The following is a 20,534-nucleotide window of genomic DNA, read 5'->3' as shown; positions in this document are numbered from 1 at the left end:
TAAACAAACTTTATCCCCTTCTCCAAATTTTTTACCACATTTTTTCCCGGAAAAAATCAAACGGGAAGCTATCATCCTGCGGCTGAATCGTTTGAAAAAAAAGAAACAAACGCGTTTTCACGCGAGAGGGAAATCGAGAATCGATCGCTTCGAATAAAGACACGGGGTACATAAAAGGTGATCAAATACTCCATGCATCGACCAAGGGCATTTTACAATTGTCAATTTTCAATTGCCAATTATCATTTTTATCTTCTATATTTGCAGCAGAAAAATGAGAGATTAACGTAAATTTTAGGCGAAAAGGCAATATATTGTCCGTCCTATATATAAAAACATAAATCTAAAACCGACCATGGCACAAATTCCATCCATACCCAAAGGCACAAGAGATTATTCACCTGAAATCATGGTGAAACGGAATTACATATTCGATACGATCAAATCCGTATTCAAACTTTACGGATACCTTCCATTGGAAACACCGGCTATGGAAAATCTATCGACATTGATGGGAAAATACGGGGAGGAAGGAGATAAGCTACTCTTTAAAATCCTTAACTCCGGTGATTTTCTATCCTCCGTCTCCAATAACGAGATCGAAGAGAGAAACATTCCCCGACTTACGAATAAAATCTGTGAAAAAGGATTGAGATACGACTTAACGGTCCCATTTGCCCGCTTTGTCGTTCAGCATCAAAACGAAATCAGCTTTCCATTCAAACGCTATCAAATTCAACCCGTATGGAGAGCCGATCGTCCTCAAAAAGGACGTTACCGGGAATTCTATCAATGCGACGTGGATGTAGTCGGTAGTGATTCCCTATTAAACGAGGTAGAACTTATCCAAATCGTAGATGAAGTATACCGTCGTTTAAAAATCAGCGTACGCCTACTGATCAATAACCGCAAAGTCTTGGCCGGAATCGCCGAAACGATCGGCGCTTCCGACAAACTGACCGACATTACGGTCGCCATTGACAAAATGGATAAAATCGGTGCAGAAAGCGTAAATGCAGAACTACGGGAAAAAGGAATTTCCGAAGAGTCCATCCAAAAACTGCAACCCATATTGAATTTGCAGGGTAGTAACGAAGAAAAATTGAACTCTTTACAGCATATACTTCAAGGAAGCGAAACGGGTCTAAAAGGCGTTGAGGAATTAATTACGGTCTTTCAATACATAAAGGAGCTGAACATTGCAACCGATATAAAATTAGATCTTACCCTCGCCAGAGGTTTAAGCTATTACACGGGAGCTATATTTGAAGTGAAAGCGAAAGATGCGGAAATCGGAAGCATCACGGGAGGAGGACGCTACGATGACCTAACCGGTATCTTCGGCATGAAAAACATGTCCGGCGTAGGTATATCTTTTGGAGCCGATCGTATTTTCGACGTCATGAATCAATTGGATCTATTCCCCAAAGATACTACCACTACGACCCGTATTCTGTTCGTCAATTTCGGAAAACGCGAAGAAGCATTTTGTCTCCCACTTCTGAAAAACTTACGGGATCAGGGCATCAATGCAGAGATCTATCCGGATACGGCAAAAATGAAAAAACAAATGACTTACGCCGACAAAAAAGGAATCCCTTATGTAGCATTAGTGGGAGAAAATGAGATGGCAAATCATACGGTAACATTGAAAAACATGGCAACGGGAGAACAGGAGAGTGTAGCAATCAATCGTCTGTATGAAAAATTAAAATAATCTCTACCGATAAGTTCTATATTATGCAAATCTATAAAAAAGAACAGCGTCCTTTAAAGAATCACGGATTCGATACCCGTTTCCCATGAGAATCCCCTTCCTACTGTTTAGAGGATAGTTATCCCCTGTTTTACATATTGATAATTTCTAATTTTTAATTGTTAACAAGATGAAAACTCATTATATATCACCTGATATTTTAACCTTTGAAACAATCGAGGCTATCTTAACTCAAAAATATAAATTAGCCCTATCGGAAGAAAGCAAAAAACGAATCAACGATTGTAAAGCCTATTTGGACAACAAAATTGCAACATCAGACAAACCCTTATACGGTATCACGACCGGATTCGGCTCTCTTTGCAAAATAAGTATCTCGACAGAAGACTTAAGCCAACTGCAAGCCAACCTGGTCATGTCCCATGCATGCAGCATCGGAACTCCCATTCATAAAGAGATCATCCGTCTGATGTTATTATTAAAAGCCCACGCACTCTCGTTAGGCAAATCCGGGGTACAACTTCAAACAGTGGAACGAATCATCGATATGTTCAATCGCGACGTGCTCCCCGTCGTTCGGGAATTAGGCTCGTTAGGTGCTTCCGGAGATTTAGCTCCGTTAGCCAATCTCTTTTTGCCGATTATCGGTGAAGGAGAAGTCTTTTATAAAGATAAAATCTACCCGGCGCAAGAGATCAATAAAAAATTCGGTTGGGAGCCTATTGCTTTAGGAGCGAAAGAAGGTTTAGCCTTATTGAACGGAACCCAATTCATGAGTTCTCATGCTGTATACGCCTTATTAAAGGCTTTTAAATTAGCTAAATATGCCGATATTATCGGAGCTCTCTCTTTAGAGGCTTACGATGGCCGCATCGATCCGTTTTTACCACAAATTCACGAAGCCCGTCCTCATCCCGGACAAATCGAAACGGCCCGTAATATACGCTCCCTGTTAGAAGGTTCCGAATTCCAGCAAATAGAGAAAACACACGTGCAGGATCCTTATTCGTTCCGTTGCATACCGCAAGTTCACGGAGCCGTCAAAGATACGATCAATTATGTCGCCTCGGTCGTAGAAAGAGAGATCAATTCCGTTACGGACAATCCGACAATCTTTTTGGAAGATGACCTGATCCTGTCCGGAGGAAATTTCCACGGAGAACCCTTAGCCTTAGCACTGGATTTCTTAAGCATCGCCGTAGCCGAATTAGGCAGTATATCGGAAAGAAGAACATACCGGCTTATTGCCGGCGATCGTAAAACACCCGAATTTTTAGTCGCCAATTCAGGACTGAACTCCGGATTTATGATCCCGCAATATGCAGCAGCAGCTATCGTAAGTAAAAATAAACAACTGTGTACCCCGTGTTCCGTCGATTCTATTCCCTCATCCAACGAACAGGAAGATCATGTCAGCATGGGAGGCAATGCCGCCACGAAGAGTGTAAAAGTGATGGAAAACGTGGAGAGGATCTTGGCCATAGAACTTATGAATGCCGCACAAGCCATCGACTTGCAACGTCCCACTAAAACTTCTCCCTATTTGGAAGATTTCATGGCAGAATTCCGTAGCATCGTTCCTTTCAATGCAGAAGATCGGGTGATGTACAAAGACATTGAAAATGCCATCGAGTTTTTAAATCAAGGCGAATTCGCTAATTTTAAATAATAAATATAACGACCGAGGGGATAAAGCCTCTTGGTCGTTTTCACGCAAACCTATACTCTTCTATTTAAAATTCAAACGATATTCTTCCTATCGCCCGCACAAGCTTAAAATACAATTCCCAAATTGAAAATTCTGTATTTTCACGTACTTGATTAAATGATCATTCTCTTTCAATCGGGTACATAATAATGACTCTCCTCACGCGGGGACAGGATCGTCCGATTTCGTTCAATATCTTGACATCGTTTGCCCCCTTTTTACATCTTGCAGAATGAGTAAAACCTATGCATTCAAACGTTCAAACTACCGTTCCTAACAAGTAAACAAGTATAAAAGAGTAATAATAAAATGTTCGTTTAATGATATCCAATATTATTGCAAAATGTTTTTTTTAAATCATCTTTAAATAAACTAATTATCAATTATTTCAAAAAAAACAGCAAACCATTTTTTTTTGCTACATTTGAACGCATTAAACGAACATTTTTAGCTTAGAAATGACAGAAAGCATCTTATACGAAGCTATCAGAGGTGGTGATATAGACGCATTCGGGAAATTATTTGAAGAACTTTATCCGTCCATGTGCAGGATCGCGATGAAATTTGTTGCAAATAAAACTATCGCGGAAGATATCGCCCAGGAGGCGTTTGTCCGATTATGGGAAAAAAGAACGGCTTACGATAGTATTCCTAACTTAAAAACTTTCTTATATGTTTCAGTAAAAAATTTATGTTTTAATCATCTGAGAGACAAAAAGGAGACCATCGAATACACCTCTCCCGAGGTAGAAAGGCAGGAGATCCTTTTTCATAACCGACTTATCGAGGAAGAAACTTACCGTATCCTCACACAAGCGATCGAAGCATTACCTCCTCAAAGCGCAAAGATCATGAAACTAACTTTAGAGGGTAAACAAAATAAAGAGATCTCCACCCTGTTAGACATTTCGGTCAACACCGTAAAGACATTAAAATACAATGCATTAGATAGTTTAAAGAATAATCTCAAAGACTATTTCTATATTTTATTGATTATATTAAGCTATAAATAAAATTTTATCCATTTCACTCTCTTTAAACTATTTATTATTCAAAAGAATAGGAACATACTATTTCGATTTATCAGATAAAAATTATCCTCCATTCATCCTTTTTAATACTTGTCGTGTTCTCTAAAAGGAACACGGAGTTTTTCCGTCTCCCAGCCAAATCAATGGCAAATAAAGATTGATTGTATGTAAATCTGTAAAACAAATTGAATGTATGGAAGAATCAGTTGTAAAAGTTGAACACCTTTCTCACCGTTACAGTGTACAATGGGCCATAAGGAATATCAATTTCGAAATAAAAGAAAAAGGTATTCTCGGTCTGTTAGGTTCTAACGGGGCAGGTAAATCCACGACTATGAATATTATTTGTGGAGTACTGAATCAAACAGAAGGAGAGGTATATATCAATGGTATTAATTTAAACGAAAATCCGGTGGAAGCTAAAAAGCATATCGGTTTTTTACCGCAAAAACCTCCTTTACACCCGGATTTGACAGTTGAAGAATACCTTCGACATTGTGCCATTTTAAGACTTGTCGAAAAAGCAAAAGTAAAACAAGCTGTCGATGAAGCAATGGAAAGGTGTCGCATCACCCAAGTCAGTAATCGATTGATTCGAAATCTATCCGGAGGCTATCAGCAACGGGTTGGTATAGCACAAGCCATTGTACATCATCCCCGTTTCGTTGTGTTGGACGAACCGACCAACGGACTGGATCCCAATCAAATAGTGGAGATTCGTAACCTGATAAAAGAAATTGCCAAAGATCGATCCGTATTGCTTTCCACTCACATTCTGCCCGAAGTACAAGCCACTTGCGACGAGATTAAAATGATTGAACACGGCCACGTCGTTTTCTCAGGCTCTATTGAAAACTTTAATAACTATATGGCTCCCAGCACCTTTATAATGACATTGGAAAACCCTCCTACACTCTCGATTTTAAATGAAATAGCAGAAGTCACCCATGTGGAATCCCTAACAAAAACGCGGTTCAGGGTCCATTTCAATGACTCTCCCGACATAACAAAAAAAATGACAGCCTTAAGCGTATCCAACGGATGGCGGTTAAGCGAAATCATACTGGAACGCGAATCCTTAGATGCCATTTTTGCCCAATTATCCGGGAAAAAGATTTAAAACATAAAATCAAACATCGTATGAACACAATATATAGAATAGCTAAATCAGAACTAAGTCAATTATTTTTCTCTCCTGTCGCGTGGTTGGTGCTCATCATTTTTGCCTTCCAGACAGGGATGATATTTTCCGATGTCTTCGGGGGACAACTGCGCTCCCAATCTTTAGGATACTCTCTTCATGGCGTTACCAATCAGGTTTACATGGGATACGTGGGTATCTTCACCAAAATGGTACGTAATCTTTATCTTTACATCCCTCTTTTAACCATGGGATTAATGAGTAGAGAATTTAGCAGCGGTTCCATTAAACTTTTCTATTCCGCTCCCGTCACGAACTTACAGATCATTTTAGGTAAATATTTTTCCATGATGGCTTACGGTTTTATTCTCATCTGCATTTGGTTACTTTACATCCTATTCGGAGCATGCACCATCGACCATATGGATATCCCCTTGACGTTGACATCCGTATTCGGTTTATATTTATTAATCTGCGCTTATTCTGCCATCGGACTTTTCATGTCCACTTTAACCTCTTATCAGGTTGTCGCCGCTATGGGTACCCTTGCCGTACTCGGTTTTTTGAATTTTGTCGGAGAAATGGGGCAAGGCGTTGATTTCATTCGGGATATCACTTACTGGCTCTCCATTTCCGGAAGAGTATACGAGTTTTTGGAAGGTATGATCTGTAGTGAAGACGTTATTTATTTCATTGTCGTCATTTTCCTTTTCCTTGCCCTTTCCATCTTAAAACTACAGGCCGAACGGAAAAAAAGAACCTTTATAAAAACGTTTTTCCGTTACAGTTTTGTCATTACTCTTACTTTATCAGTAGGCTATTTAAGTACCCTTCCCCGCCTAAAATATTATTATGATGCCACGGCAACCAAGAGCAATACTCTTACACCCAATAGTCAGGAAATTGTAAAACAATTGAAGGGCGGACTCAAGATCACCACGTTTGTCAACCTATTGGAAGAAAATCGATATACCGGTCTACCCCGGAACAGGAAAAAAGACATCGAAAAATTCGAGAAATACATCCGTTTTAAACCGGAAATAAAAATGGAATATGTCTACTATTACGATCATGCCAAAAACGAATCTCTCGAAAAACGTTACCCAGGATTAAGTGATCTGGAAAAAGCAAAAAAACTTTGCCGGGTAGATAAGTTGAATTTCAGCCTGTTTCTGTCTCCCGACAAGATCAAAAAAATAATTGATTTGACTCCTGAAGAGAATCGTTTTGTCCGCCTTATCGAAAGGGAGAACGGTCAAAAGGCATTTTTACGTGTTTACGATGATATGTTAAAACATCCTTCCGAGACAGAGATCACGGCTGCCCTTAAACGCTTTTTAGTAAAGAGTCCCCGGTTGGCCTTCCTCATCGGACACGAAGAACGGAACATCACGAGCGGCGGAGATCGTTATTACAAACGTTTTGCCACCGATGTTTATTTCAGACATTCATTGATCAATCAAGGATTCGATGTAACAACCCTTTCTCTAAAAGAGGAGGAAGTTCCTCAAGACATCGACATACTGATTATTGCCGACATGAAAACGCCCCTGGATCCGTTAGAGCAAGAGCGTTTGAAGCGCTATATTGATAAAGGGGGTAACCTGTTTATCTTGGGAGAACCCCAACGTCAGGAATCCATGAACCCCATCTTAGCTAATTTCGGAGTTCAACTAACACCGGGTATCTTAGTTCAGGATCACAATGGCAATTTTTCACCGACTTTGGTTATCGGAGAAATTACCGACGAAGCAGCGGAACAGTTTCCATCATTCAGACAAACCCGTAATTACGGCTACTCTTTTGCTTTCCCCACTGCAGTAGGTTTAAACTTTACGACGGACAAGGGTTTCAAGGTCTGTCCTATCGTTCGGAGCCCGCAACAAAAAAGCTGGAACGAATTAGAAACGACCAACTTTCAGGATGCCGTACTCACGGTCAATACCCAAGTCGGGGAAGTGGAACAGGCCAACACGGTAGCCCTCGCTTTAAGCCGTAAACTCCACAATAAAGAACAAAGAATCATGCTTGTCGGCGATGCCGACTGTATCAGCAACGGGGAATTAAACAAGCAACGAAATGGAATTTATGCAGCCAATCACAGGCTCGTGACCAACACATTCAAATGGCTCTCTTACGATGAATATCCCATCGACACGGATCGTCCGAATCTCCCGGATAAAAAAATAAAGTTGACCATTCAAGCTTCAACATGGATTAAAACAGCTGCCATGGGTGTTATACCGGGTTGTTTATTCCTATTAAGCATCATGACTTGGATTAGAAGAAAAAGAAAATAACGCGAATCCTATCCTGCAAATCTATAGTCCATTATTCATATATCAATAAACACATGGAAGAATCAGTCGTAAAAATAGAACATCTTTCCCATAAATACAGCGTTCAATGGGCCATCCGGAATATCAACTTTGAAATCAAAGAAAAAGGGATCCTCGGATTATTAGGCTCCAACGGCGCAGGAAAGTCCACCACCATGAATATCATATGCGGTGTATTGAATCAAACCGAAGGAGAGGTATATCTAAACGGGATCAACCTACGTGAAAATCCGGTAGAGGCCAAAAAACATATCGGATTTCTACCTCAAAAACCCCCGCTATACCCCGATTTAACCGTAGATGAGTATCTTACCTTATGTGCACATCTACATTTAGTAAATAAAAGTGATATTAAAAAAGCGGTGGATACAGCCAAAGAAAAATGCAATATCACCCATTTCAGTAAAAGATTAATCCGCAATTTATCGGGAGGCTACCAACAACGGGTCGGCATAGCACAAGCCATTGTCCATAATCCGAAATTCGTCGTTTTGGACGAACCGACCAACGGGTTGGATCCCAATCAGATTGTAGAGATTCGGAACCTGATCAAAGAGATTGCCACGGATCGTACCGTCATGCTCTCCACCCATATTCTTTCGGAAGTACAAGCCACCTGTGATAATATTAAAATGATCGAACAGGGACAGGTTGTCTTTTCAGGAAGTATGGACGAGTTCGACAACTATATTGAACCTACCACTTTCTTAGTCACATTAGATAATCCTCCCGCGATAGAGGAGTTGGAAGCCATAGAAGGCATACGACAAGTCGAATCCCTTGAAAATTCGACCTACCGGATTCAATTCAATGCCCTTAAAACCATCACGGAAAAGATGGTGGAAAAGAGTATTTCCAACGGTTGGGAACTCCGTGAAATCCATTTGGAAAGAGAATCTTTAGATGACATTTTCGCCCAATTGTCAGGGAAAAGAACACACAAATAAAATAGTAAAGATATATCATGAGAACATTATTCAGAATCACCAGAACAGAACTAAGCACGCTTTTTTTCTCTCCGATCGCGTGGCTGATTCTAATCATTTTCACCTTTCAAGCCGGCATGACCTTTACCGACACCTACGCGGATGCTATTCGTTATCAGGCTTTAGGATATTCTCCTTACAACGTAACATCCAAACTTTTTACCAGCTACGCGGGGACATTTTCCCAAATGCTCGACAATCTATATTTATATGTTCCTTTATTAACCATGGGATTGATGAGCCGGGAACTTTACAGTGGGTCCATCAAATTGCTTTTTTCCTCTCCCGTGACCAACAAGCAAATCATATTCGGAAAATACTTGTCGATGATCATCTACGCGTTGATACTCATCGCCATTCTTTCCATCTATGTTCTATTTGCCGCATTTGCCATAAAAAACATCGATCTTCCCCAACTTTTGTCCGGATTGCTGGGAGTATTTTTAGTCACGTGTACTTACGCGGCGATCGGTCTCTTTATGTCTTGCCTAACCTCTTATCAGGTGGTAGCCGCAATCGGAACGTTAGCCATTCTAACCATATTGAACTTTATCAAAGATATCGGTCAAGATATCGATTTTATAAGGGAAATAACCTACTGGCTATCGATCTCCGGCCGATCTTCCACCCTATTGGACGGTTTGATTTGCAGCGAGGACGTACTCTATTTCGTCATCGTTATCGCTCTATTTTTAACGCTTTCCATTCTAAAATTAGGTTCGGAACGGAAACGGCACAAGCCATACGTTGTCCTCTTCCGGTACGCTTCAGTCATTATCATAGCTCTTTTACTCGGTTTTATATCTTCCCGACCCCAGTTTATGAGTTTCTACGACACCACAGAAACTAAAATAAACACGTTAACGCCCAAGAGTCAGGAAGTGATGAAAAAATTGACAGGAGGGTTAACCATCACAACTTATGTCAATATTTTAGATGAAGACTACTGGAGAGCAATGCCCAGCCGTAGAAAATACGACTTTCAAGAGTTCGTTCAATACGTACGTTTTAAACCGGAGACCAAAATCAAATACGTGTATTACTACCATCCTTGCCATAATCCGCATATGGATCGGCGTTACCCCGGATTAACTCCCAAACAACGGGTAGACGAGATATGTAAAGTCACGGAATGGGACACCGCCATGTTCCTCACCCCGGAACAAATCAATCAACGAATCGATCTCTCCGGGGAAGGATACCGATTGGTTCGGGTTATCGAACGGGAAAACGGAGATCGATCATTCTTACGATTTTATGAAGATAATCGAAAAAGCCCTACAGAAAGCGAGTTTACAGCCGCCCTAAAACGTCTCGTTACAAAACCTCCCAAGGTCGCCTTCCTCACCGGGCACGGGGAACGAAGTGCCAACGGAATAGGAGAAAGAGATTACGGAGCTTTTGCTCACGATCTTACCTTCCGTTATTCATTACCCAATCAAGGTTTCGACGTTACAACCTTAAAATTAAACGAACACAAAACGATTCCGGAAGATATCGATATCCTCATCATTGCAGAACCGAGAATAGCTTTAAAACCGGAAGAGTTAAGCCAGATCAAAGAGTATATAGACAGAGGCGGAAACATGATCATTGCGGGAGAGCCGTATCGCCAACACATAATGAATCCCCTTCTTAGCTTTTTAGGAGCGGAATTCATGTCGGGGATTTTAGTTCAACCCTCCAAAGATTTTACGGCTGACTTAATTTTCGGAAATCTAACCGGGGAAGCAGCACAACTGTCCCAGAAATATCAAAGACTACGGAAAGGAGACTACAAAATCGTAACTCCCGGAGCTGTCGGGATCAAATACTCTGAAGAAAAAGGATTTAAGGTCACTCCTTTAGTAACAACAAATGCAAAAGGAGCCTGGAACGAAGTAGAGACGACCGATTTTATCGACCATCTACCGACTTGCAACGTCGAAAACGGAGAGGAAGAGTGGGCAATCCCGACCATGGTCCAATTAACCCGAAAGGTCGGCGCAAAAGAACAACGTATCCTTGTTTGGGGAGATGCAGACTGTATCGGAAACGGAGAATTAACGACATCCCGGGACGGCATAAAGGCCTCTAATTTTACCCTGATCACAGAATCATTCAAAGAGCTGAGTTACGGTGAATTTCCGGTAGATACTAATCGTCCCCGTCCCACCGACGACGAAGTTTACCTGCAAGAAGGATCCGAAATCTGGCTGAAACTGCTGTTCATGGGACTTCTACCCGGCATATTGTTATTTATCAGCATCAGGATGTGGTGGCTTAGAAAAAGTAGATAAAATCGATCGTTTGGTTTATTCGTATCAACTCAAAAGCTGTCCGGAAATAAATTCCGGACAGCTTTTCCAAGCCCGTCAGCTCTTTTCTCGTATCGTTATGTTAACATTTTCCTGAAATTAAAAAAAAGAAAGAAATCCATTCATCCTTTTCAACTTTTAGTGTGTTCTCTCAACAAGAACGTTTCATAAAAACAAAAACGATGAACAAATCCCAGTACTCCGAAGAATATAGAATTTCGCAACTTTTGGCCAAATTTCTGGCTAAAACCATTACCCCGGAAGAAGAAGCCGAGCTAAACGGATGGAGAACCAGAAATGAGAATAACCACTTTTTATTCGAAGAGATTTGTACAGCAGAGACAAAAAAAGAGAGGGACCAATTTATCCAACAAATTGATGTTACCTATGCTTGGGAACAAACCCGAAAACGTTTGTCCGTACGGACAAAAAAAGAGAGGAATCTATTCATTTATGGCAGTATTGCGGCAACGATCGCCCTACTCATCAGTTTTTCGATCCTTTTCCAAACTCCGGAAACAAAAAAAGAGGAAACATCCTTTTCTCAAATTGTACCGGGAAGTCCCAAAGCCATATTAATTACCTCTTACGGGCAAAAAATAGCGTTATCTTCCGTCGACGAAAAAGAACAAGCCATCCTGTTGAAAAACGGCACGAAAATAATCAACGACGGGAAAAAAATAACCTACTATCAAACGACAGACTCTTTGGCTCCTATCAAAATCGACACGATTCGGATTCCCCGGGGAGGAGAATTCACCTTGATCTTACCGGATAAAACCTGTGTATGGCTAAATTCCGAATCGGAAATCTCTTTCCCTTCGAAATTCTCACAAGGAGAACGGGTCGTAACCCTAAAAGGAGAAGCATTTTTCTCGGTAACAAAAGATACTTCCGCCCCCTTTATCGTTCAAACCATAAATAACCTGACAATCAAAGTACTAGGAACGAAATTCAATATTCAGGCTTACAGCGATGAAAATACCATCGAAACGACTTTAAGCGAAGGCTCCGTATTGGTAAGTGATGGTAAGCAAAGTATCCAGCTAAAACCGGATCAACAAGCCATCTATCACATAAACGATCAAACACTTAATTCCAGAAAAGTGAAAGCCGGTCATATTTCAGCCTGGAGAGAAGGAAAATTTATTTTTGAAAACACCTCGCTCGAGTCCATCATGAACAAGTTAAGCCGATGGTACGACATCCATGTGTTCTACGCTAACGAATCTGTCAAAAACTTCCATTTCACGGGAGATCTGGAGCGATACGACGACTTTAGCGAAACCTTAAGAATGTTAGAGCTATCAACGAACATACATTTCAACATCAACGGAAAAAATGTAATCATCAGTGAAACCAATAAATAAAAAATACAGAAGATAGTACCAGTATCTCCTGTATTCCCATTTATCAATTAATCGACTATTAATTAATTCTCAAAGTTATGGAAAAAAAACGAATCTATTTCTTTGATCCTCATCAAAGATTGAAAAAGATGTTAACTCTCTTCAGGACAACGCTCTTGCTCCTTCTTGCCTCCGCATTCTCGCTTCAGGCCAGTAGCTTTGCCCAGGCCGGAAGAGTAACCTTAAAAATGCAAAATGCAACCATCGACGAGTTGATCCAAAATGTCCGGACAAAAACAGAGTACAAATTTCTTTACCGTGTTGAAGAAGTAAAAAAATACGGGAAACAGGACGTTGATATTAAAGACGCAACCATTGAAGAGTTCCTGCAAAAGATTTTAGCGAACACTCCATTATCATATAAGATCCAGAACGGAGTCATCATCATTCGTCCGGTAAAAGAGGACAAAACCAAAGAGCCGCCCCGGATCATTAAAGGAAAAGTTATAGATGAAAAAGGATTGCCTCTGCCGGGAGTTACCGTTACCATTAAAGGTACGACATTAGGGGTTGCTACCGGAATAGACGGAGACTTCAAGTTAGAAATACCGAAACAGGACAGTACCATTTTGGTCTTCTCCTTTATCGGGATGAAAACGGTTGAATACCGATTAAAGAAAGACCGTAAAGATGATCCGGAAGAGTTGGTTATCACATTGAAAGAAGATGTAAAACAGGTTGAAGAAGTAATTATCACCGGATATGCCAATATTCGGAAAGAGAGTTTCACCGGATCTTCCGTTACCGTCAAACGGGATGAGCTGCTAAAAGTATCTAAAACAAATGTGATCAAGGCCTTACAGGTTTTCGATCCCTCTTTTCGTATCCAAACCAATAACGAATGGGGGTCCGACCCCAATGCCTTACCGGAAATGTACATCCGAGGCCGTTCCGGAATCGGAGTAAAAGAACTGGACAAATTAAAAGCAGATCAGGCACAAGGATTCACATCCAAATCCAATTTGAAGGATAATCCCAACCTCCCCACGTTTATCCTTGACGGCTTCCAGATCAGCGTACAGAAATTATACGATATGGACCCTTCCCGCATCGAAAGTATTACCATATTAAAAGACGCTGCCGCTACGGCCATGTACGGCTCCCGGGCTGCCAACGGAGTGGTCGTGATTACCACGGTTGCCCCCAAACCCGGTCAAATCAACGTACAATACGCTATGACCGGTGAGATTACATTTCCCGATTTGACCTCTTACAACCTTTGTAATGCGGAAGAAAAATTGGAACTCGAACGTTTAGCCGGTGTTTATGAACACCCCGACCCCAGAACACAAATCGAATACGACAAACAATACAATGAAAAATTAATGCTCGTAAAAAAAGGAGTAGATACCTACTGGCTATCCCTGCCCCTGCAAACGGCCTTTAACCACAAACACAGTTTATGGGTAGAAGGAGGATCTGAAAATATACGTTTCGGTGTCGACATCTCCTATTATAACGAGGACGGTATTATGAAAAAGTCTTTCCGGGATCGTATGGATGCAGCCTTAACCATAGACTACCGTACTCAAACGTTACAAATAAAAAACCAGATCAGTTACAACATCACCAAATCCAAAGAATCTCCCTACGGTAATTTTTCCGAATACACCCAGGCTTTACCTTACAATCTCTATAAAGATGAAGACGGTAAATATTTAGAAGAACAAAAAAAATGGGGAGCAATAGGAACGGTTCCGAATCCGATGTATGAAGCCGGATTGAAAAGTTTTAACAAATCCCAATCGGAAGAGATTATCAATAATTTATCCGCCAAATGGAATATCACACCCCATTGGTTATTGCAAGGGCAGATCAGCATTACCAAAAACATCAACGAAAGCAGAAGATTTTTAGATCCGAAATCTAAAAAGAACAGTACCCCCTTGTCTTCCCATAATTTTATCTCGGGAGAATTATATACCAATGACGGGAATAGTTTTTCATGGGACTTACAAGCCAGTATATCCTATAATCAGAGCATAAATAAACACAACATAAACTTTGCCTTAACCGCTAACCAGCGGGCAAACAAAACAGAATCCATTTCCGCTCTCTACACGGGCTTTCCCAACGGTAACCTAAACTCTCCGAATTACGCGGAACGGATTGACAAAAAACCTACTTCTAACGAGAATACAACCCGTTTGATCGGATTTGTAGGATTAATCAATTATAGTTATAACGATATTTATCTGTTTGACGCTTCCGTACGTTTCGACGGCTCATCCGAATTCGGTGACGATAAACGTTGGGGTTCCTTTTGGTCGACCGGAGTCGGTATCAATATTCATAACTACAATTTTATGAAGGAATCCGTTATCGACAAACTAAAATTAAAAGCGACCTACGGAGAGACAGGTAAAGTGAATTTCACCGCTTACCAGGCACAAACCACTTACGACATCCTGACAGATAGCTGGTACATCACCGGATTGGGAGCCGGTTTAAAAGCCTTCGGAAATAAAAAATTGAAATGGGAAACCACCAAATCCACAAACCTGAGCTTCGAGATCGGTTTAAAACAAGACTTAATCTATTTACAAGCCGAATATTACGTGAAAAAAACAGTGGATCTGATCAATGATGTTACTTTACCGAGCGCGACCGGATTTACCAGTTATGTAGATAACGTCGGAGAAATCGAAAACAAGGGCTTTGAATTGACCCTGCGCAGTAATTTACTCCGCAAAAATGACTGGTATTTAGCTGTTTTTGCCAACCTATCCCATAATAAAAATAAAATCGTAAAAATAGCCGAAAGTTTAAGAACTTACAACAATATGGTAGATGAGTATTTCAAAAACGAGGGAAGCGATAATTCAAAACCTTTCACCAAATACGTGGAAGGCGGATCCACGACCTCTATTTTCGGGATGCGTTCCTTAGGAATAGATCCGGCAACAGGAAATGAGATCCTCGTCAGGCAAAACGGAACACTTACCGATATCTGGCGTTCTGGCGAGCAAGTCGTATTGGGTAACACGGAACCGGATGCCTCCGGTTCGTTCGGGCTTAACGTTACCTATAAAAACTTTAATCTTTACGTTACCTTCCTGTATGAATTCGGTGGACAACGCTACAATCAAACCTTAGTCGACAAAGTAGAAAATGCTGACATATACAACGATAACGTAGACAAACGGGTATTGACAGAACGCTGGCAAAAACCGGGAGACAAGACAAAATTCCGCAAATTAGCTTTACGCGATCCCAATAATGCAGACCATCTTAGTATTCCGACCACCAAACCGACAGAACGTTTCGTGCAAAACAACAACGTACTCTCCCTGAACTCCGTCACCTTAGGCTACGACGCCCATGCCGAACAATACAAATGGCTGAAGCGTGCCGGAGTCAGCATGCTGCGTTTCGAAATCGGAGCAGAAGAGTTGTTTAACTGGAGCTCTATCAAAGCAGAACGAGGATTAAATTACCCTTTTGCCAGAACCATGAATCTTTCTTTAAACCTAACCTTCTAAATACCTGAATACCATGAAAGTACATGTTTTAATCATATTAACCGGCATGATTATCAGTTTCAGTTCCTGTAACGACTGGCTGAATGTAGACGCCCAAGACACCGTCACCGAAAAAGAGTTATTCCAGGAGGGAGACGGATTTCGTACGGCATTAAACGGAGTATATAAACAAATGGCCGATCCAGCCCTGTACGGCAAAGAGATGACCTGGGGTTTCCTGGATGTTCTCGGGAAAGTATACCTGCGCAACGGTTTCAGAAGTCACACGGCTTATTATAAAGTATACAATAGCTACGCGTATACCGATGCTGTAGTCAAAGAATTAATCGGCCCCATATGGGAAAAAACCTATACAGCCATTGCCAATTGCAACAATATTATTGGAAAAATTGAAAAGATTGAAGCCAACAAATTCCAGGATGCACAGGCAGAAAAAGATTTGATCAAAGGAGAAGCATTAGCCCTGCGGGCTTTTCTGCACTTCGATATGGCCCGGCTATTCGCCCCGGCCCCGGTCGTAAATGACAATGCCAACTACATCCCTTACTACGACATGTATCCCTCTACCTTCTCGCCGGACAAACCGACCAAGGAGATACTGGAGCATTGTGTTGCCGACCTGCTGCAAGCCAAAGATTTGCTTGCTCCCTACGACACCTTGACTTGGCGTAATATGCTCCAAACCAAATTCCGGATCGAATACGGAAAGGGAGATTATAGAATCAATCCGGAACCGTTTTTTCAAAGACGAGGCTACCGGATGAACTACTTAGCCATTTGCGCTCTTTTGGCCCGCATATATAACTATATGGGATTCTACGACGAAGAAAGGCTAACTTACTATGCCAAAGCATACGAGATGGCCCATCACGTGAGCACGTTCAAAGTTGACACCAATAGCTCCTCAAAAGGCACATTAGGATTCACGGAATATTATTATGCCTCTACGAACCGGAAACTATACGATGGTATCATCTTCGGGTTATACAATAAAGAGTTGGGGAACGACTATGAAAAAGTACACGATAACACAGATCTCAAATTTTATATCGATAAATCGATCTATACGGACAATAGCGATATCCGCTACGAAGATCTGACCATCCCGTCCGGAAGCCGATACCGGGTCAGCAACAAATACCTGCCGGAAACCGGCGACAAAGAGGATAACGAAACCCTGATCCCGATGATCCGGTTAAGTGAAATGTACTATATCGAAGCGGAATATCTCTACCGAAAAGGAGCAACCAAGGATGCTATCGCAAGAATGGATCAGGTCCGCGATGCCCGGGCCTGTACGATCGGGCCGGAGGGAGAAATGGAGAAAAATATCAAAGATTTACCATCTTTTAAAACGGAATTGATCAAAGAAGCTCAACGTGATTTTATGCAGGAAGGACAGGCGTTCTATTTTTATAAGCGCTATAACAAATTCCCGAGCAGCAGCATGGTTCAAAAAGGATTTGTTCTGGACAAACCGGATAGTCAAACTATATTTTAACCTTTAAGTATAGCAAGTTATGAAAAAATATATTTCTATATGCCTTATTTTAACAGCAATTCTATGGGCCTGTAACACAGAAGAGGTCCCCCTTTACGAAACACAACGTTACCTTTTCTTTCCGGATTCTGCCAAAGGATTGGATTCCTGTTATTTTTCCTTCTCTCACTATCCCGGTAAAACGGAAAAAGAGGTCACTTTTTACGTGGCCTTGACGGGAGATACCTTGGCCGAACCGCTGGAATATAAATTAAGAGTAGTAGATACATTGACCACGGCCCTGCCACAGGATTACGTATTACCGACTCGACTTACATTCGCCGCCGGAAAGACGATAGACGTACTGAAGATCACTTGCAAAAATACGCGGGAAGAATTAAAGACCCAAAAGGTATATGTCACATTCGTATTGGAACCCAATGAAAACTTTAAACCCAGTTTATATAATCAACAAAAGATTCGAATTATTTTCGATAACATTTCCAGTGCTCCCCTTTGGTGGAGCGGAGAGTTGGAGCGTTATGTACTGGGAGAATACTCGCCTAAAAAATTCGAATGTTTTATTCTGGCAAACGAGGGACTTAACGACCTGACCGGCATGAGCTTGTCCGAAGCCCGGGAATACGCCATGAAACTGAAGCAATACTGTATCGATAACAACATCATGGAAGAAGATAACAAAACACCGATGGTGGACGGTATTCCGGTTTATTAATTATTAAAATGTTTAGCTTATGAAAACAATATATTTTATTCTGCTTTTATGCATGACATGGGGAATTACCGGATGTTACGACGATAAAGGGAATTATGATTACAAAACCTTGAACAATATCACTATCGATTTTCCCAAAGACCTGGATACATACCCCGTTGTAGGAGATGTATTAAAAATTCATCCCACCTTTACCTATGCCTCAGGAGATAGTACCGGCCTAAGTTTAAGTTACGAGTGGAGTTACGACGGTAAGGTCATCGGCACCGACCGGGATCTGGAATGGACCGTAAACACGACAACATTAACGGAATTGGTCTTACGCGTAAAAGAAGAAAACAGTGGAATTATCTATATTAAAGACGAATCGTTACATCCCTCCGGACGTTATGACAGGTATGACTCTTATATGGCTTTAACCGAGAAAAATGGGAAAGCGAATATCGTCTACCTGAGACGGGGATACGTGCTGGACGAAAACGGGGAAGAGATTTATAGTCCGGAAGCCAGCACCTACCTTCCGGATTTTACCATTATCGAAGACGTCTATACAAAAGAGAATGGAGGGGTAGAATTGGGAGGAAAACCCCTATTCTGGGCGGAACATCGAATAGATGAATTCAATACCGTTGCCCATGCGACTATATTTCAAGAGGGAGGAATCGGTTGCGTAGATTTGGACGGACGAACGATGATCAAAGACATTTTCTTAAATGAGGCCTTTATCGGAAAAACCTATCCGGTTAATTTCCATCCGGTAAACGCCATAAATATGCGCTGGATACACCTGATCGAAAACAAGGATGGAAAAATTTACACGAGAATAAAGGATTCAGAAAGTTTATTCCATAGCGGTTATTATATTTCCACTCCCTTAATGTTCGACAAAAAAGAGATCAACGGTTCTCTCGTCGGACAGCAGATGATTGAACCTAAATATTGCCTGGTTCACGACAAAACGTATAATCGCTTATTATTGGTTACGGGATTAAAGAGAAACTTCCTCGAGGATATAAACATCGTCGGGCGGGTGATGGAAATGCCGACACCGGAAAAAGGATGGCCGGACGATTTTGTTCCACTCGACAATATGGGGGATAATGAACTGATTTATATCGGTGGTTTTTCATATGACAATGCCGACTATAGAATCCAATACGATATGATTATCAAACGTCCGGACGGAAAATACTATTATCAATATTTCCAATTTAAGCAAGCTTATGACAAAGACAATTTCTCTTACAACAAAGTGTCAGATAAAGAGGTCCTATACAATTACGAGTTAAGCAATCAAAGCATTCCCTACGGGAATAGTACCATCTATACTCTTCCGACTTCAACAAATCCGTACCTGTTTATTGCTAACGGTTCCCAACTCTATATGATCGACCGGAAAAATCCGGCCCTAACAGACGGACAAGGAAATCCGCGGGAGAACGTAAAACTATATTATACCTGTCCGGCCAATATCGTAACCTTGGACGGTCAAATCTGGGATGGTAAAGAACTGATGGTCGGCATGGAGGGAGGAAAATTCATGTTGCTTAGCACTCACAATGCCCGGAACACGACCTTCAAGGTATTATGGCCTCAGAACATGTCCGTACTGAATACCATGAATATCGGTAATATCGTAGATCTGCACATGAAAAAAGGAAGATATCTTCCTTAATTCCATAGCGGAAATTTAAAAATCGGATGGATAACAAAGTCAGAGACAGAAATCTCCGATAATCCCTTCTCTAACATAGCGCAAAAAGGCAGCCCCGGTATGGGGCTGCCTTTTCCATTTTTCAATAAAAGTCATAAGTTACATTATTGAGGCCAATCCTCCACGATTAAATCGATTGCCGCCGTATAACTCCCCTTTTGATTCGTTATTACACACATACCTTCCCATATCCGAGAAATGTACGTTCGGGATGTACAAGACAAAATCTTTTATCACAATTCCGCTCGAGGATTTAATCTCCTGTCCATCTTTATAATAACGGATATCGTACGAACCTTTATCGCGATCCGGAAAAAGGGGAGAAAAATCCAATATCACACTCTCTCCAACCCGAACTTTAACAACACTATGGTTGGCTATCATAGATACGCTGCCCACCCATAGAACCAAGGTCATTATGACCATCTTTAGTACACTTTTCATAGCATTAGATTTTAAAATTTAACAATTAAGACCAACTTTTATCGTCCTAC

Annotated in this window: 13 protein-coding genes; 12 read left to right on the top strand and 1 reads right to left on the bottom strand. The window is 41.2% G+C overall.

Going from position 1 to position 20,534, the window contains the following annotated elements:
• The first annotated feature begins 355 nt into the window (after nucleotides 1–355).
• The 12 genes from hisS (at nucleotide 356) to NVS78_RS12890 (ending at nucleotide 20,001) form a co-directional block, all read left to right on the top strand.
• Nucleotides 356–1,717: a histidine--tRNA ligase gene (gene hisS / locus NVS78_RS12945; RefSeq protein ID WP_286359553.1), complete on the top strand. Its 1,362-nt coding sequence runs from the start codon at nucleotides 356–358 to the stop codon at nucleotides 1,715–1,717.
• A gap of 169 nt (nucleotides 1,718–1,886) precedes the next feature.
• The gene (gene hutH, locus NVS78_RS12940) at nucleotides 1,887–3,386 is read left to right on the top strand and encodes a histidine ammonia-lyase (protein WP_286359552.1); all 1,500 of its coding nucleotides are present in this window, start codon (nucleotides 1,887–1,889) and stop codon (nucleotides 3,384–3,386) included.
• Nucleotides 3,387–3,883: 497 nt separating this feature from the next.
• The gene (locus tag NVS78_RS12935; RefSeq protein ID WP_286359551.1) at nucleotides 3,884–4,438 is read left to right on the top strand and encodes an RNA polymerase sigma factor; all 555 of its coding nucleotides are present in this window, start codon (nucleotides 3,884–3,886) and stop codon (nucleotides 4,436–4,438) included.
• Between the two features lie 211 nt (nucleotides 4,439–4,649).
• Complete coding sequence (locus tag NVS78_RS12930; RefSeq protein ID WP_286359550.1) at nucleotides 4,650–5,576, top strand: ABC transporter ATP-binding protein; 927 nt, start codon at nucleotides 4,650–4,652, stop codon at nucleotides 5,574–5,576.
• Between the two features lie 20 nt (nucleotides 5,577–5,596).
• Nucleotides 5,597–7,897 carry a Gldg family protein gene (locus NVS78_RS12925; protein WP_286359549.1) on the top strand — a complete coding sequence of 767 codons (2,301 nt, stop codon included), beginning with the start codon at nucleotides 5,597–5,599 and terminating at the stop codon, nucleotides 7,895–7,897.
• Between the two features lie 53 nt (nucleotides 7,898–7,950).
• Nucleotides 7,951–8,883 (top strand): ABC transporter ATP-binding protein, encoded by a 933-nt coding sequence (locus NVS78_RS12920; protein WP_286359548.1) that lies wholly within the window; start codon nucleotides 7,951–7,953, stop codon nucleotides 8,881–8,883.
• Nucleotides 8,884–8,900: 17 nt separating this feature from the next.
• On the top strand, nucleotides 8,901–11,201 hold the full coding sequence (locus tag NVS78_RS12915) for a Gldg family protein (protein ID WP_286359547.1): 2,301 nt from the start codon (nucleotides 8,901–8,903) through the stop codon (nucleotides 11,199–11,201).
• 200 nt (nucleotides 11,202–11,401) lie between these two features.
• A complete protein-coding gene (locus tag NVS78_RS12910) occupies nucleotides 11,402–12,589 on the top strand; it encodes a FecR family protein (RefSeq protein WP_286359546.1) in 1,188 nt (395 codons plus the stop codon).
• Between the two features lie 77 nt (nucleotides 12,590–12,666).
• Complete coding sequence (locus tag NVS78_RS12905) at nucleotides 12,667–16,110, top strand: SusC/RagA family TonB-linked outer membrane protein (RefSeq protein ID WP_286359545.1); 3,444 nt, start codon at nucleotides 12,667–12,669, stop codon at nucleotides 16,108–16,110.
• Nucleotides 16,111–16,123: 13 nt separating this feature from the next.
• The gene (locus NVS78_RS12900; protein ID WP_286359544.1) at nucleotides 16,124–17,611 is read left to right on the top strand and encodes a RagB/SusD family nutrient uptake outer membrane protein; all 1,488 of its coding nucleotides are present in this window, start codon (nucleotides 16,124–16,126) and stop codon (nucleotides 17,609–17,611) included.
• 19 nt (nucleotides 17,612–17,630) lie between these two features.
• A complete protein-coding gene (locus NVS78_RS12895) occupies nucleotides 17,631–18,326 on the top strand; it encodes a DUF4843 domain-containing protein (protein ID WP_286359543.1) in 696 nt (231 codons plus the stop codon).
• A gap of 19 nt (nucleotides 18,327–18,345) precedes the next feature.
• Nucleotides 18,346–20,001 carry a PKD-like family lipoprotein gene (locus NVS78_RS12890; RefSeq protein WP_286359542.1) on the top strand — a complete coding sequence of 552 codons (1,656 nt, stop codon included), beginning with the start codon at nucleotides 18,346–18,348 and terminating at the stop codon, nucleotides 19,999–20,001.
• Between the two features lie 138 nt (nucleotides 20,002–20,139).
• On the opposite strand, the gene NVS78_RS12885 is transcribed toward NVS78_RS12890, so the two are convergent.
• A complete protein-coding gene (locus tag NVS78_RS12885) occupies nucleotides 20,140–20,484 on the bottom strand; it encodes an immunoglobulin domain-containing protein (RefSeq protein WP_286359541.1) in 345 nt (114 codons plus the stop codon).
• Nucleotides 20,485–20,534 lie beyond the last annotated feature (50 nt).

The organism is Gabonibacter chumensis (assembly GCF_024741215.1).
Classification (GTDB): Bacteria; Bacteroidota; Bacteroidia; order Bacteroidales; family Marinifilaceae; genus Gabonibacter; species Gabonibacter massiliensis.
This window is presented reverse-complemented; position numbering and strand designations above follow the sequence as displayed.

Bases quoted from the DNA above. Each gene is read 5' to 3' on its own strand.
- NVS78_RS12890 (WP_286359542.1), top strand. From the start codon at position 18,346: ATGAAAACAATATATTTTATTCTGCTTTTATGCATGACATGGGGAATT.
- NVS78_RS12925 (WP_286359549.1), top strand. From the start codon at position 5,597: ATGAACACAATATATAGAATAGCTAAATCAGAACTAAGTCAATTATTT.
- NVS78_RS12885 (WP_286359541.1), bottom strand. From the start codon at position 20,484: ATGAAAAGTGTACTAAAGATGGTCATAATGACCTTGGTTCTATGGGTG.
- NVS78_RS12920 (WP_286359548.1), top strand. From the start codon at position 7,951: ATGGAAGAATCAGTCGTAAAAATAGAACATCTTTCCCATAAATACAGC.
- NVS78_RS12935 (WP_286359551.1), top strand. From the start codon at position 3,884: ATGACAGAAAGCATCTTATACGAAGCTATCAGAGGTGGTGATATAGAC.
- NVS78_RS12905 (WP_286359545.1), top strand. From the start codon at position 12,667: ATGGAAAAAAAACGAATCTATTTCTTTGATCCTCATCAAAGATTGAAA.
- hutH (WP_286359552.1), top strand. From the start codon at position 1,887: ATGAAAACTCATTATATATCACCTGATATTTTAACCTTTGAAACAATC.
- NVS78_RS12910 (WP_286359546.1), top strand. From the start codon at position 11,402: ATGAACAAATCCCAGTACTCCGAAGAATATAGAATTTCGCAACTTTTG.
- NVS78_RS12895 (WP_286359543.1), top strand. From the start codon at position 17,631: ATGAAAAAATATATTTCTATATGCCTTATTTTAACAGCAATTCTATGG.
- NVS78_RS12930 (WP_286359550.1), top strand. From the start codon at position 4,650: ATGGAAGAATCAGTTGTAAAAGTTGAACACCTTTCTCACCGTTACAGT.
- NVS78_RS12915 (WP_286359547.1), top strand. From the start codon at position 8,901: ATGAGAACATTATTCAGAATCACCAGAACAGAACTAAGCACGCTTTTT.
- NVS78_RS12900 (WP_286359544.1), top strand. From the start codon at position 16,124: ATGAAAGTACATGTTTTAATCATATTAACCGGCATGATTATCAGTTTC.
- hisS (WP_286359553.1), top strand. From the start codon at position 356: ATGGCACAAATTCCATCCATACCCAAAGGCACAAGAGATTATTCACCT.